Origin of the sequence: Variovorax sp. J22P240 (assembly GCF_030316855.1) — a bacterium.
Taxonomy (GTDB): Bacteria; Pseudomonadota; Gammaproteobacteria; order Burkholderiales; family Burkholderiaceae_C; genus Variovorax.
Map to the genome: position 1 here is coordinate 115,261 of NZ_JASZYR010000005.1, position 13,201 is coordinate 128,461.

The 13,201-nt window shown below is 67.3% G+C and carries 13 protein-coding genes; 8 read left to right on the forward strand and 5 right to left on the reverse strand.

Going from position 1 to position 13,201, the window contains the following annotated elements; all coding sequences use genetic code 11:
- Positions 1-23: 23 nt before the first annotated feature.
- Complete coding sequence (locus QTI24_RS15375) at positions 24-1,100, forward strand: AbrB family transcriptional regulator (RefSeq protein WP_286601558.1); 1,077 nt, start codon at positions 24-26, stop codon at positions 1,098-1,100.
- On the opposite strand, the gene QTI24_RS15380 is transcribed toward QTI24_RS15375, so the two are convergent.
- Both QTI24_RS15380 and QTI24_RS15385 read right to left on the reverse strand, forming a co-directional pair.
- Positions 1,094-1,405: a BTH_I0359 family protein gene (locus tag QTI24_RS15380; RefSeq protein WP_081781478.1), complete on the reverse strand. Its 312-nt coding sequence runs from the start codon at positions 1,403-1,405 to the stop codon at positions 1,094-1,096. The two genes, QTI24_RS15375 and QTI24_RS15380, sit on opposite strands and share 7 nt — an antisense overlap.
- Positions 1,406-1,498: 93 nt before the next feature.
- Positions 1,499-2,644, reverse strand: coding sequence for a DUF3108 domain-containing protein (locus tag QTI24_RS15385; protein ID WP_286601560.1), 1,146 nt, complete (start codon positions 2,642-2,644; stop codon positions 1,499-1,501).
- A gap of 98 nt (positions 2,645-2,742) precedes the next feature.
- Between QTI24_RS15385 and QTI24_RS15390 the strand changes: the two genes are divergently transcribed.
- The gene (locus tag QTI24_RS15390; protein ID WP_286601562.1) at positions 2,743-3,762 is read left to right on the forward strand and encodes a fumarylacetoacetate hydrolase family protein; all 1,020 of its coding nucleotides are present in this window, start codon (positions 2,743-2,745) and stop codon (positions 3,760-3,762) included.
- Positions 3,763-3,785: 23 nt separating this feature from the next.
- Here QTI24_RS15390 and QTI24_RS15395 read toward each other — a convergent pair whose 3' ends face one another.
- Positions 3,786-4,520: a helix-turn-helix transcriptional regulator gene (locus tag QTI24_RS15395; RefSeq protein ID WP_286601563.1), complete on the reverse strand. Its 735-nt coding sequence runs from the start codon at positions 4,518-4,520 to the stop codon at positions 3,786-3,788.
- A gap of 117 nt (positions 4,521-4,637) precedes the next feature.
- On the opposite strand from QTI24_RS15395, the gene QTI24_RS15400 reads away from it, so the two are divergent.
- The 3 genes from QTI24_RS15400 to QTI24_RS15410 are packed head-to-tail and all read left to right on the forward strand — an operon-like array spanning position 4,638 to position 7,618.
- Positions 4,638-6,380: an FAD-dependent monooxygenase gene (locus QTI24_RS15400; protein WP_286601564.1), complete on the forward strand. Its 1,743-nt coding sequence runs from the start codon at positions 4,638-4,640 to the stop codon at positions 6,378-6,380.
- Positions 6,377-6,604 (forward strand): hypothetical protein, encoded by a 228-nt coding sequence (locus QTI24_RS15405; protein WP_286601565.1) that lies wholly within the window; start codon positions 6,377-6,379, stop codon positions 6,602-6,604. Before QTI24_RS15400 ends, QTI24_RS15405 begins: the two co-directional genes overlap by 4 nt.
- 39 nt (positions 6,605-6,643) lie before the next feature.
- Positions 6,644-7,618 (forward strand): Bug family tripartite tricarboxylate transporter substrate binding protein, encoded by a 975-nt coding sequence (locus QTI24_RS15410; RefSeq protein ID WP_286601566.1) that lies wholly within the window; start codon positions 6,644-6,646, stop codon positions 7,616-7,618.
- Positions 7,619-7,729: 111 nt separating this feature from the next.
- Here the strand turns inward: QTI24_RS15410 and QTI24_RS15415 are convergent, their stop codons facing one another.
- Together QTI24_RS15415 and QTI24_RS15420 are read right to left on the reverse strand one after the other, a co-directional pair.
- Positions 7,730-8,920, reverse strand: coding sequence for a toxin-antitoxin system YwqK family antitoxin (locus tag QTI24_RS15415; protein WP_286601567.1), 1,191 nt, complete (start codon positions 8,918-8,920; stop codon positions 7,730-7,732).
- The gene (locus QTI24_RS15420; RefSeq protein WP_286601569.1) at positions 8,917-9,327 is read right to left on the reverse strand and encodes a VOC family protein; all 411 of its coding nucleotides are present in this window, start codon (positions 9,325-9,327) and stop codon (positions 8,917-8,919) included. Before QTI24_RS15420 ends, QTI24_RS15415 begins: the two co-directional genes overlap by 4 nt.
- Before the next feature lie 85 nt (positions 9,328-9,412).
- Between QTI24_RS15420 and QTI24_RS15425 the strand changes: the two genes are divergently transcribed.
- From QTI24_RS15425 to QTI24_RS31485, 3 genes are all read left to right on the forward strand, one after another.
- Positions 9,413-9,769 (forward strand): DUF2946 family protein, encoded by a 357-nt coding sequence (locus QTI24_RS15425; protein ID WP_286601571.1) that lies wholly within the window; start codon positions 9,413-9,415, stop codon positions 9,767-9,769.
- A gap of 131 nt (positions 9,770-9,900) precedes the next feature.
- Positions 9,901-12,207, forward strand: a complete 2,307-nt coding sequence (locus tag QTI24_RS15430) for a TonB-dependent receptor (protein ID WP_286601931.1) — start codon at positions 9,901-9,903, stop codon at positions 12,205-12,207.
- A gap of 25 nt (positions 12,208-12,232) precedes the next feature.
- Positions 12,233-13,132 carry a copper chaperone PCu(A)C domain-containing protein gene (locus QTI24_RS31485; protein ID WP_353506094.1) on the forward strand — a complete coding sequence of 300 codons (900 nt, stop codon included), beginning with the start codon at positions 12,233-12,235 and terminating at the stop codon, positions 13,130-13,132.
- The last annotated feature ends 69 nt before the right edge of the window (positions 13,133-13,201 follow it).

Sequence of the window (13,201 nt, forward strand, 5' to 3'; positions counted from 1 at the left end):
TTCCCTTCCGATTCTTCCTGTCCGTGTCCCTCCGATTCCCGATTCGTGTTCTTGCCACGCTCCTGCTCGCATTGGTGGCGGCCGGCGCGTGCGTGGCGCTGCATACGCCGCTGCCATGGATGATCGGTCCGCTGCTGGCGGTGTCCATCGCCTCGATCCTCGGGGTGCCGACTGCGAGCCATACCCCCTTGCGCAATGCGGGGCAGTGGGTCATCGGCGTCGCGCTGGGGCTCTATTTCACGCCGCAGGTGGTCTCGTTGGTCGCGGGCGTCTGGTGGGCGATTGCGCTGGCCATCGTGTGGGCGTTGGCGATGGGCTGGGTGTTCGGGCTCTGGTTGCATCGCCTGCATGTGAAGCGAATGCCGCACATACCGGTGCACTCCATGAGAGCCACGACTTACTTCTCAGGCGCGATCGGCGGCGCATCGGAAATGACCTTGCTGGCGGAACGCGCAGGGGCCCGGACGGATCTGGTGGCTGCCGCGCACAGCCTGCGGGTGGTGCTGGTGACGATCCTGGTCCCGTTCGGGATGCAGTGGAGCGGGATGCACGGGCTCGAGATCAATGCGTCGAGCACCCGCGTGGTGCATGCGGGCGGGTTGGCCTTGCTTGCCATGGCGACCGGGCTGGGCGGTCTCGCCATGGGGGCGGCCGGTCGCACCAACCCCTGGTTCATGGGGCCCTTGCTGGTGGCGATGGGTCTGACCGTCGCCGGGCAGCAGCTGTCGGGAATACCGACCTGGCTGTCGAACGCGGCGCAGCTGGTGATCGCCGTGAGCCTCGGGGCTCGATTCAGCCGGGAGTTTCTGCACACGGCGCCACGCTGGTTGGCAACGGTGGCGATCGGGACGCTGGGGTTGATCGCGCTGTGCGGCGCGTTCGCGTGGGGCTTGTCGCGGGTGACCGGACTGCATCCGGCCACGATGATCCTGGGGACTTCACCGGGCGGGATCGCCGAGATGTCTATCACCGCGAAGGTGCTTCAACTCGGCGTGCCGGTCGTGACGGCGTTCCAGGTGTGCCGCCTGGTGGCGGTGCTGCTGATCGTCGGCCCGATGTACGGGTGGCTGGTCCGCAGGGAGCGTCGGCGCGCTCAGTGAACCAGCACGGGGGTGTGCGCCAGTTCGGCGTAGCCCTCGAGGGTGTCTTCCACTTCTTCCTGTGTAGGCGTATTGAGTTGCCAGGCCGCAATCTGCTGCTGGAAGAGCTCGGCCCACGAGCCGTCGAGGTAAACCTCTTTGCCCGAGCGCTTGTCGACGATCTCGAAGCCATGACGCGCCAGCACGGGCAGGTGCGGCGCCACCGGCGCTTCGCCTTCGGTCGGCTGCACGTGCACGACGACGAACGAGTCGGAGTCGTAGAGCATTTGCATTTCGGGTCCTGTGAGGATGTCGATGGCATTCATGGTGGTTAGATAGCAATCAACGCGCCAGTTTCAATATCGATCGTTGCGTTGTAGGCACTCGCCTGTATCTTTTTGTTTCTCCGATGCTAATGGCTAGTTCGAGGGCCGCAACGGTACTTGTTCACGCAGTTGCATTTCGACAAAGTCGCCTCCGGCCTGGGTCAGCCTGAGGCGCACCGGGAGGTAGGCCAGCTCGGGCGACAGCCACACTTCCACCTTGTCGTCGAAGGGCAGGCGGGGGTTGCGGGTGAGCTTTCGCACCGTGAAATTGCCGGCGGGCACGCTCAGTTGCTCCTCTTCGCCGACGTTGAAGGTCCAGATCTCGGCATCGCGCGGGCCGACAGTCTGGACGGCGATCACCGACCCGGGCGGATAGCGGAGCGGATCCCCGGCGAGCAGGGCGCCGAGTTGCAGCAGCACGCTCAGCCGGTCCTGCGCGCCCGCCAGGAGCATCACGCTCGGCGTGTTGTTGCTGAAGATCACCAGGCCCTGGTCGCGGGCGAAGTGCGAGGCGACTTCGGTCTTGCGCGTGTCCGAAAAGCGCAGGGGCTCGATGCCCGTCTTGCCGATCGCGCCGGTGCTGGTCCAGCGGCGGAGGGTCTTGAATAGAAAAGTGAGGGACAGGCGGGCGTCGTAGTGCTCGGCGTCCTGCATCCAGACCAGTTCGCCGAAGACGCCGGACATGGGAGTCGTTCCCACCTGGGCGGTCGCTGCAAAAGCCAGCCGCACGGAACCCGGAATGTGCAGGGGCACCGCGCCCGGCATATTGGCCGCGGACGCTTCGTTGGCTGCAGCGGCTCCTGCTGCGGCGCTGTCGCCGGTACCCGTACCCGTGGCCGATGTCCCTGCATCGGAAGCGTCGGGCGACGCAGGTGCTTCGGCTTCGCCTGCGTCGATGGCGTTCTGCGCCAGCAAATTCTGGGGTGCGTGTTCGTGCGTGGGTTCCGGCGCCGTTGCCGCCGGGCGGGGAGGACGGGGCGCCGGCCTTGGAGGCGTCGGCAGGGGCTGCGGCTTGGCCTCCGCCATCGGCGCCGGCGGGGCTGCTGCGGGCGGCGGTGCGATGACGATGGTCCGCGTGGTGAACTTGGTGTCGAGGGGCGTCTGCCGGGTCCCCACAGAGACTGGCGTGACACCCAGCAAGGCCAGGTGCGCGGCGATCACGGCCAAGGTCAGCAACGCCAGCGCCCGCCACGGCGGGCGCGGAACGTCGGATGCAGCAGGGGAAGCAAGCGTGGGCATGAGGTGTGGATCAGGCGCCGCCCGCGAGGTTCATCTCGGTACACTGCCGCCCGTCCAACCAGTTTAGTAGCGATGCCGCGCCGGCATCCGCAGCCACCATGAAACTCGCCACCCTCAAAGACGGTTCGCGCGACGGCCAGCTCGTCGTCGTCTCGCGCGATCTCGCCAGCGCGCACTACGCCACCGGCATCGCCAGCCGCATGCAGCAGGTGCTCGACGACTGGGGCTTCATGAGCCCGCAGCTGCAGGATCTGTACGACTCGCTCAACGGGGGACGTGCCCGGCACGCCTTTCCGTTCGACCCCGTGCAATGCATGGCACCGCTGCCGCGCGCCTACCAGTGGGCCGATGGTTCGGCCTACATCAACCACGTCGAACTGGTGCGCAAGGCACGCAACGCCGAAGTGCCCGACAGCTTCTATATCGACCCGCTGATGTACCAGGGCGGTAGCGACGACTTCATCGGCCCCTGCGACCCGGTCGTGGTCGCCAGCGAAGCCTTCGGCATCGATTTCGAGGCCGAGATCGCCGTCATCACCGGCGACGTGAAGATGGGCGCCACCCCCGCACAGGGGCTGGACGGTATCCGCCTCGTGATGCTCGCCAACGACGTGAGCCTGCGCAACCTGATCCCAGCCGAACTCGCCAAGGGCTTCGGCTTCTTCCAGAGCAAGCCCGCCACCGCGTTCAGCCCGGTCGCCGTCACGCTCGATGAACTGGGCGATGCCTGGCAGGGCGGCCGCGTGCACCTCACGCTGCAAAGCACCTGGAACGGCCGGAAGGTCGGCATGTGCGATGCGGGCGACGAGATGACCTTCCATTTCGGCCAACTCGTCGCGCACATGGCCAAGACGCGCAACGTGCGCGCCGGCAGCATCGTCGGCAGCGGCACGGTGAGCAACAAGGGCTTCGAACAGAAGGGCGGACGCATGGAATGGCCCAAGGGCTACAGCTGCATCGCCGAGAAGCGCTGCATCGAGACCATCCAGGACGGCCAGCCCAGCACCGAATTCATGAAGTACGGCGACACCATCCGGATCGAGATGAAGGGGAAGGACGGGCAGACGATCTTCGGGGCGATCGATCAGGAAGTGGTGGCACCGGGGGCGGTCACGTAGCGCTACGAATTGCCATTGATCGGTCAGCGTGCCGATAGCAACTCCTTCACGGTCCTGATCCCCAACCTCCGAAACGCCCGATACTGATGCGTCCGCACTGTGGTCAGTTCTACGCCGATCTCCCGCGCTGCTTCCTTGGCGGTCTTGCCGGCTAGCAGATGGCCGATCACCTCGCGTTCGCGCAGGCTCAGACCTAGCAGGCGCGAAGCCAGGGAGGGCTCCACCGCCTCGCGCGCCGCAAACGCGATGCGGCCGTGTGCCGCGGTGGCGTCCGCCAGCAGCGCAGCATGCGTTTCCAGCAACCTGAAATCCGTCGAGTCGAAGTCGGGCTGCGCCAAGCTGCGATAGAAGCTCACCGCCGCGCGCTGCCCGGTCGGCAGCAGAACCAGCACGGAAGCGCGCTCACGGATGCCGACGTCGCCGTAGCAGGCTGCGCGGTAGGCGGGGTCGGCCACCTCCTCCGCATGCTGGTGGCCGAGCCACAGTTGCGCGCGCTTCGGCAGCTTGCGCGCGGCGAGCCAGGCCATGTTGGGATCGAGCAGGTCGAAGCGCTGCGCGACGTAGCGTTCGGCCGTGCGCTCCGCGGTATTTCCGTAGGCGCTGGCGGCTGACACGGTTTCGATGCGGCCCGTCGCGCTCACTGCGAACACGGTGCAGAAGGTCACCGGCAGCACGCAGTGCATGGCGGCGAGATAGCTGGCCGCCAGGTGCGATGTGCCGATGCCGGCGAGCACGCCGCTGACGACGGGCGTAGCCACGGCGTGTTCTGCGCCACGTATTGGCCATCGCTTCATCGCAAATTCCGGTTCCTAGGGTTAGTACTTCGTATGAAGTTACGACATCGGCCACCAGCCCGCATCGGGACAATCCTGCCCATGACTACCGCTGTGACCCCACCCGCCGCACGCTCCGGCGACGCCGCGACAGGCCCGCTGCCGCCGGTTGCCGGCGAACTGCCGCCCTCGGTCGGTGAATTCCACTACACGCAGTTCAAGCCCTGGCTCCCGCCGCTGGAAGAGGGCGTCGAGCCCGGCCGCCATCCGGTCGTGATCGCGGGAGGCGGCCCTGTCGGCATGTCGCTGGCGCTCGGACTCGCGAACCACGGTGTTCGCTGCGTGATCCTCGAAGCCGACGACACGGTCTGTGTCGGCAGCCGCGCTGCATGCATTTCGCGCCGGAGCCTGGAGATCGTCGAGCGCCTCGGCGCGCTGCCGGCCTTCCTGGCGAAGGGCCTGCCCTGGACGGGCGGGCGCAGCTTCTACAAGACCGACGAGGTGTTTCGCTTCGAGATGCCGCACGACGCGCAGCAGAAGTTGCCGCCGATGATCAACCTCGAGCAGTACTACATCGAGCAATACCTGCTGGACGAAATCTTCCGCCGCAACGAAGCGACGCCGGGCTTGATCGACATTCGCTGGGGCACCGAACTCACCGGCTTCGCCGAAGACGCCGACGGCCTTACGCTGGAGTCCCGCAATCCGCTGGGTGCCTACGCGTTGCGCACGCAATGGCTCGTCGGCTGCGATGGCGGACAGAGCTTCGTGCGCAAGTCGCTCGGTCTCAATCTCGAAGGCACCGGCTACGAAGGCCGCTACGTGATCATCGACATCGAGTTGCACAGCAAGCATCCGACCGAGCGGCGCGCCTGGTTCGATCCGCCGTGGAACCCGGGATCGACCGTGCTGATGCACCGCCAGCCCGACGACATCTGGCGCATCGACTACCAGTTGCGTGCGGGGCAGAGCACCGAGGAAGCGCTCCAGCCCGCCGCGGTGCAGGAGTTCGTGCAGCGGCACCTGGAGGCGATCGGCGAAGGCCATCTGCCGTGGAAGACGGTGTGGACTTCGGTCTACCGGGCCGGCGCGATGACGCTGGAGAGCTATCGCCACAGCCGTGTGCTGTTTGCCGGCAACGCAGCCCACGCGATGCCGATCTTCGGTGTGCGCGGCCTGAACTCGGGCTTCGACGATGCGGACAACCTGGCATGGAAGCTGGCGCTGGTGGTGCGCGGCGTGTCCGCCGACACGCTGCTCGACAGCTATTCGCAGGAGCGCATCGCGGCCTTTCACATCAACGCCGAGAACGCGATGCGCAGCACCGAATTCATGTCGCCGCCCTCGCGGGGGTTCGACCTGCTGCGCGAAGCGGCGCTGTCGCTGTCGGGCGCGCACCGCGGGATCGCGAACCTGATCAATCCGCGACAGACGCAGGCCGTGTGCTACGACGCCTCGCCGCTGTCCAGCGAAGGCGACGAGCTTGCGACGGGCCCTCGGCCGGGGGAGGTGATGCCCGACCAGCCCCTGGCGCTCGACCTGCATCTCACCGACTGGCTACGGTCGAGCTTCACCGTGCTCGTGCTGAACATGGCGAGCACCGACGCCACGCTGGCCGCTGACATCGTCACGGCGCAGGCCGGGCCGGTGCCGGTCGTCGTGTGCGAACTGCCGCCGGGCAGCGCCGGCGAGTCCGTCTTCGAAGCCCTGGGTGCCGAGCAGGGCGCCGTTTATCTGCTGCGTCCCGACGGCCATGTGGCCGCGCGTTGGCGCCGCGTGCCGCAGGGCGGGCTGTTGCGTGCGCTGGCACGTGCCGCCGCGCTCGCCCGAAAGGAGTTGGCATGACCGCCTTGACCCACGACGCGCGTGACCGCGTCTACGCCGAATGCGCTCGCGCCATCAGCGAGGCCGGCGCGGAGCGAGAATCGCTTTTCCTCGCGCGGCTTGCCCTGCTGCTGTTCGAGCAGGTCGGCGACGAGACCCGTTGCCGCGCCGCGCTGGCGCATGCGCTCGATGGCTTGCCCCTGCCGTCCTTGTCCGCGGCGCCGGCCGATGCATCGCCGGCCTGAACTTTCATTTCGACTCGCAAAAAACCAGGAGACTTTCAGATGGATCGCAGAACCCTGCTCACCACCCTCGCTGCGACCGCGGCCGCCAGTGCCGCGCCCTGGGCGCGCGCCCAGGGATTCCCGGAGCAGCTCATCAAGTGGGTGGTGCCGTACCCGGCAGGGGGCGGAACGGACGTGATCGCGCGCACGCTGGCCGAAGCGATGCGACAGCCGCTGGGTCAGCAGATCATCATCGACAACCGCCCTGGCGCGTCGACCAACATCGGAGCGGAACTGGTCGCCAAGGCGAAGCCGGACGGCTACACCATCCTGTCGGCCGACAACGCGGTGCTGGCTTTCAACGAGCACCTGTTCAGCAAGCTGCCATTCAATCCCGAAAAGGACTTCACCTACATCGGCGCCATCGGCAAGTTCCCGCTTGCACTGGTGGTGCATCCGGACTTTCCGGCGCAGGACTTCAAGGCCTTCCTCGCCTACGTGAAGGCCAACCCCGGCAAGGTCAACTACGCATCGCCCGGCAACGGTTCGCCGCACCATCTTGCGATGGAAATGTTCAAGAACCGCACCGGCACCTTCATCACGCACATCCCGTACCGCGGCGCGGCGCCGGCGATGGCCGACGTGATGGGCGGGCAGGTGCCGTGCATGTTCCTCGACCTGGCCTCGGGCCTGTCGATCATCCAGGGCAAGAAGGTGCGCGTGCTCGCCATCGGGACTGGTGCACGCTCGAAGCTCCTGCCGGACGTGCCGACGCTGGCCGAAGTGGGCGTGCCCAACTCGGAGGTCTTCGCGTTCCAGGGCATCCTCGGCCCGGCGGGCATGCCGCCTGCCGTGGTCACCCGGCTGAACACCGAACTCAACCGCGCGTTCAGCACGCCCGCGGTGATGAAGCGCTTCAGCGACTTCGGCATGGAAGCGATGCCCGGCACGCCGCAGCAATTTGCCGCGCTGTCGCGTGCGGAGTCCAAGCGCTGGGGCCCCATCATCAAGGCCGCCGGCATCAAACTCGACTGAAGAAGCAAGCCCCCACGCTCCGTCACCGCGTGTACTCGCTGCCACCCGAGGGGGCAGCAGGCCGCCTTGGGGCGGCCCGACGTCGGCCTGGTCGTACCGGTTCGCCTCTACCTACTTCGCGTAGGCCTTGCGCGAACCGTCCTCGAACACCTCGTCGTCGCGCTCCAGCTTGCCACTGGCATCCCAGGCGCGCTCGCGGGTGATGCGGCCCTTGTCGTCGTAGATCGATTCGACGATCAGCATTCCGGTGTCGCTGAAGCGCTGGTGCGTGCCGATGGCGGTCTGGCGGAAGCGGTCGGTCGCCACGTAGCGTCCGACGGCGGCCCGCTGGCCGTTGTCGTGGAACTCGGTGATCTCGATCTGGCGCGGATCGCCGCCCACGCCATGGACCGCCTTGCTGAGCGGCTGGCCGTTCAGGTAGAAGCTTTCGTCGCTGACGGGTTCGCCGGCCGGGTTCCAGCGCTGGTCGCGCACGAGCGTGCCTTTCTCGGAGAACTCCTGCTCCCGCTGCTTGGTCGCGCCGCGCTCGCCGAGCAGCGAGACCACTTCGCGTCGCTTAATGCCTTCGGACGAATAGCGCCGCTCGGTGCGCTGGTTGCCCACGATCTCGTCGAGCGCAGCGGGCTTGCCGTTGTCGTACAGCTCCTCGCTGCGCACGCGCTTGCCGGCCACATAGGAGAGCCGCGAGCGCAGCGTTCCCTTGCTGTCGAACAACTCGACTTGCGATGGCCCGATACCGAAGCCGCACAGCTTGACGTCATCGGCCGCCGGCGCGAGCACCGGCTTGTCGCCGCAGCGCAATGCCGACAACTGGCCGCGCTCGGTGAATTCGACCGAGGCGCGCTCGCCCACCGCATCGGCGAAATAGGTGACCCGGCGCAACTGGCCGGACGGATAGAAGCTCCGCACCAGGCCCATCTCGTGCCCGTCGTCGTAGGTCGCGTCTCGCAGCACCTGGCCGCCCGGCGAGAACTCGCGGGCGCGGCCTTCCATGTTGCCGCGCGCGTTGACGCTGTATTCCTTCACGAGCTTGCCGTTCTCATAGACGCGCACCGGGCCCTGGAAGGTGCCGCTCTGGATCTGCTGCTCGCGCAGCAGCGCGCGGGTCTCGCGATCCCTGCAGCGCATCAGGCCTGTCTTGCCGGCGGTCGTGTTGCCGTTGGCCGGGTTCACGGCGATGCCGTTGATCTCGCAGTCCTGCACGGCATGCACGGCGGAGTGGAAGAAGGCCGGAAACAGCACGGCCAGCCCGGCCATGCGCCAGGACATTGACTTCACGCCAGGGACCGAAGGGAAGTTCATGCGTTGTAGACGGTGTCCAGGGACCGGAACCCCTTGGCCTCGATCGGATTGCCGAAAGGGTCGCAGAAGAACATGGTCCATTGCTCCCCGGGCTGTCCTTCGAAGCGGACCTGGGGCTTGAGCACGAAGTCGATGTCGGCGGCTTCCAGGCGCTCGGCCATCGTGCGCCAGGCTGGCAGTTCGAGAACGATGCCGAAGTGCGGCATCGGCACCATGACGTCCCCTACGCGGCCGGTGCGCGAGGTGGCGAAGGGCTCGCCGAGGTGCAGGGAAATCTGGTGGCCGAAGAAATCGAAATCGACCCATGTGTCGGTGCTGCGCCCTTCGGCGCAGCCGAGCACGCCGCCGTAGAAGCGCCGGGCTACGTCGAGATCGCGGACGTGGAAAGCGAGGTGAAAGATGGACATGTGACTTTTGTGTCGAATTGCACATTTTCCACAAGCGGGGGCCGGATGGCGAGTCGGTTGATCGCGCGGGTTGATAATCGCGGCCATGTCCGCCCTGCGTCACGCCCACCGACTCACCAGCTTCGTGCTGATGTGGTTCGTGCTGTCGCTGGGCGTGGCGGTGGCTTCGCCGGTGGTCCATCCGCAGGCCGTGGAACTGGTCTGTTCCGCCAGCGGAGCGGTCAAGGCGGTCGTGCAGACCGACGACGGCGCCCAGGAGATGGGCGCTTCCCATCTCGACTGCCCGCTGTGCGTGCTGACCGGCGCGCCGCCACCGACGCCTGTCGTGGCCTTGCCCGCGGTCCAGCCCCTGGCGCTTGCCGTCCAATCCATCCCCGCCGCGCGCATCGCCGCGGCCACCGCTGCGCCGCTTCCGGCGCGCGGGCCTCCGCGCTTCCTCTGAGCTGCATCCGCTGATCTCGCTGTGCGCCCGCCGTGCGCACGCGCGTTGATCGCCCCCAGCCATGCACCGGTGCCCCGAAAGGGCCGAGGAGCGCTTTTCCAGTGAACAAGAAGACCCTGCTGTCGCTCGCCATGGGCGCAGCTTTTCCGTGGCTGGCCGGCCCTGCGGCCGCCCAAGCCCCATCGCCAGAGGCCTCGACGGTGGCGGACGACGGCCCCGAGCGCGTCAAGTCGCTCGGCGTCGTGACCGTCACCGGCGGGCAGCCGACCTCGCTGCCCACCCAGATCCCGACGACCATCGAGAGCGTGACGCGCGAGGAGATCGAGACGCGCATCAACGCCACCGACAGCGAGGATGCGCTGAAGTACCTGCCCAGCCTGCTGGTGCGCAAGCGCTACATCGGCGACTACAACCACGCCATCCTGTCCACCCGGGCCTCCGGCACCGGCAACAGCGCGCGCTCGGCGGTGTATGCCGACGGCATTCTGCTGTCGAACTACCTGGGCAACGGTATCGCCAACGGCACCAACTATGCGCCGCGCTGGGGCCTGGTGACGCCGGAGGAAATCGAGCGCGTGGACGTGATGTACGGCCCCTTCTCGGCGGCGTACCCCGGCAATTCGGCCGGGGCGGTGGTGGACTACGTCACCCGGATGCCGACGAAGCTCGAGGCGCACGTCAAGGCGGGCTATTCGTCGCAACCTTTCGACCTGTATCACACGCACCAGACGTTCAACAGCTGGCAGACCAGTGCTTCGCTCGGGAGCAGGAGCGGCGACTGGTCCTGGTGGATCGACGTCTCGCGCACCGACAGCCAAGGGCAGCCGCTCACGTTCACGACCGCCACCTTGGCATCGGGCACTGCCAGCCGCAACGGCACGCCGGTGTCAGGCTTCGTGCCGGGCCTGAACACCACCAACATGCCCTGGTACATCCTCGGCACCGGCACCCAGTACCACACGGTGCAGGACCATGCCAAGCTCAAACTGGCCTACGATTTTTCGCCCACGGTGCGTGCGACCTACACGCTGGGCTGGTGGCAGAACGCGGCGGAAGGCCGCCCCGAAACCTACCTGAGCAACGCCGCCGGGCAACCCGTCTACACCGGGGCCATCAACATCCTGGGCCGCAGCTTCACGCTGGCGCCCACCGCCTTTCCACTGACCAACGACAACCAGACGCACGCCATGCACGGCCTGTCGGTCAAGAGCAATACCAAGGGCGAATGGGACTGGGAAGTGGCGGCGAGCCTGTACGACTACGCGACCGACCAGCAGCGTCAGCCGACCATCGCCTTGCCCCTGGCGGGCATCGGCGGCGCCGGGACGCTGCAGGACCAGGGCGGCACGACTGGCTGGAACACGCTGGCGGCCAAGGGTACCTGGCGGCCGCAGGGCCTCGGCGGCGCGCACGTCGTCGACTTCGGCATCGGCCGCGATGCCTACAAGCTGGGGATCCTGAAGACGAACGTTCTCGGCAACTGGATGGACGGACCGCCGACCACGCTCGTGAGCAACGTCGGAGGCGACAGCGAGACCTTCAGCGCCTGGGCGCAGGACGCGTGGTCCTTCGCCCCCCGGTGGAAGGCAGTGCTCGGCCTTCGCTACGAGGACTGGAAGGCCGACAACGGCTTCACCCAGATCGCGGCCAGCGCCATCGCCTACGCCCCGCGCAGTCAGTCCGACGTGTCGCCCAAGGCGGCACTGGCCTACCAGTGGTCCGACGACACGGTGCTGAAGGGCTCGGTGGGGCGCGCCGTGCGCTTTCCGACCGTGGGCGAGTTGTACGGCGCCACGACGGGTGGGGCGCTGTCGTTCATCAACGATCCCTTCCTGAGGCCGGAGAAGTCCTGGACCAGCGAACTCTCGGCCGAGAAGGACCTGGGCACCGGCCTGGCCCGCGCCACGGTGTTTCACGAGACCACGGACGACGCGATCTTCAACCAGCTCATTCCCGGCTCGACGACCGTGTCGCGCGTGCAGAACATCGCCAAGGTCCGGACGACCGGCTTCGAGCTGGCGTACACCGGGCAGAACGTGTTCATGCGCGGACTCGACCTGGGCGGCAGCCTGACTTTCGCGGACTCCAAGACCGTGGAGAACCCGGGCAATCCGGCCAGCGTCGGCAAGTGGCAGCCGCGCGTGCCGCGCTGGCGCTCCACCGTGTTCGCCACGTACAAGCCTGACGATCGCTGGGCTTTCACAGCGGCCGCGCGCTACAGCGGCAAGCAGTATTCGACCCTCGACAACAGCGACGTCAACGGCTACGCCTACACGGGGGTGAGCCCTTATTTCACCGTCGACCTGCGCGTGCGCTACCAGATCGCGAGGCAGTGGTCGGCGGCCTTCGGCATCGACAACGCCAACAACTACCAGTACTGGAACTTCCATCCGTATCCGCAGCGCACCTACACCGCTGAACTCCGTTTCGACCTCTGACTCCACCTCTCACAAAGGAATCGCCATGAACGCCCCATCCCCTCTCCGGCACGTCGCGGCCTGCATCCTCCTGGCCGGCGCCGGCAGCGCCTTCGCCCACGTGACCCTGCCGCCCGGCGGGGCCAGCGTCGGCAGCGAGTACGAAGCCGCATTCCGCGTCGGCCATGCCTGCAAGGACGCCAAGAGCACCACCGGCATCACCGTGCGCCTGCCCAAGGGCTTTGCCTTCAGCGACGCGCAGGCGCGCAAAGGCTGGAAGCTCGATGTGCAGAAGGCGGCGGGGGACAGCGCCGGCGAAGTGCGCTGGACGGCCGAGTCCGCCCAGACGGCGCTCCCCGGCAATGAGCGCGCCGAGTTCGTGGTGCGCGGCAAGCTGCCGACGACGCCGGGCGCGCTGTGGTTCAAGGTGCTGCAGACCTGCGACACCGGCAGCGCCGACTGGGCACAGATCCCCGCGAGTGGCAGTTCGACCGAAGGCCTCGAAAGCCCCGCGGCGCGTCTCGACGTGCTGGCGCCCGGCGTGGCGGCGGTCGACGTGCGCGACGCCTGGATCCGCGCTTCGGTGCCGGGCCAGAGCGGCACCGGCGCTTTCATGAAGCTCAACGCGCCATCGGGCACGCGGCTGGTCGGCGCAACGACGCCGGCCGCCGGCGTGGCCGAAGTGCACGAGATGAAGATGGAAGGCGACACCATGCGCATGCGTGCTGCCGGTGCCATCGAGCTGCCGGCGCGGCAAACCGTCGAACTCAAGCCGGGCGGTTACCACTTGATGCTGATGGACCTGAAGAAGGCGCTCGCCAACGGCAGCACCGTGCCGCTCACGCTTCAGTTCGAGGACGCGAAAGGGCAGAAGAGCACGAAGGAGCTCGACGTTCCGGTCCTCGCCGGAGCGGCCGCGACGGCCGGCGGCGAACACAAGCACTGACGAGCCCAAACCGAGCCCAAACCCAGCCGCTTGGAGTAAGCTGCCCGGACAAGAACCACACTACCGGAG

Excerpts from the sequence above, each read along its gene's own strand:
- QTI24_RS31485 (WP_353506094.1), top strand. The coding sequence starts at position 12,233 with ATGAACGCCCCATCCCCTCTCCGGCACGTCGCGGCCTGCATCCTCCTG.
- QTI24_RS15405 (WP_286601565.1), top strand. The coding sequence starts at position 6,377 with ATGACCGCCTTGACCCACGACGCGCGTGACCGCGTCTACGCCGAATGC.
- QTI24_RS15400 (WP_286601564.1), top strand. The coding sequence starts at position 4,638 with ATGACTACCGCTGTGACCCCACCCGCCGCACGCTCCGGCGACGCCGCG.
- QTI24_RS15390 (WP_286601562.1), top strand. The coding sequence starts at position 2,743 with ATGAAACTCGCCACCCTCAAAGACGGTTCGCGCGACGGCCAGCTCGTC.
- QTI24_RS15425 (WP_286601571.1), top strand. The coding sequence starts at position 9,413 with ATGTCCGCCCTGCGTCACGCCCACCGACTCACCAGCTTCGTGCTGATG.
- QTI24_RS15415 (WP_286601567.1), bottom strand. The coding sequence starts at position 8,920 with ATGAACTTCCCTTCGGTCCCTGGCGTGAAGTCAATGTCCTGGCGCATG.
- QTI24_RS15385 (WP_286601560.1), bottom strand. The coding sequence starts at position 2,644 with ATGCCCACGCTTGCTTCCCCTGCTGCATCCGACGTTCCGCGCCCGCCG.
- QTI24_RS15420 (WP_286601569.1), bottom strand. The coding sequence starts at position 9,327 with ATGTCCATCTTTCACCTCGCTTTCCACGTCCGCGATCTCGACGTAGCC.
- QTI24_RS15380 (WP_081781478.1), bottom strand. The coding sequence starts at position 1,405 with ATGAATGCCATCGACATCCTCACAGGACCCGAAATGCAAATGCTCTAC.
- QTI24_RS15410 (WP_286601566.1), top strand. The coding sequence starts at position 6,644 with ATGGATCGCAGAACCCTGCTCACCACCCTCGCTGCGACCGCGGCCGCC.
- QTI24_RS15430 (WP_286601931.1), top strand. The coding sequence starts at position 9,901 with ATGGGCGCAGCTTTTCCGTGGCTGGCCGGCCCTGCGGCCGCCCAAGCC.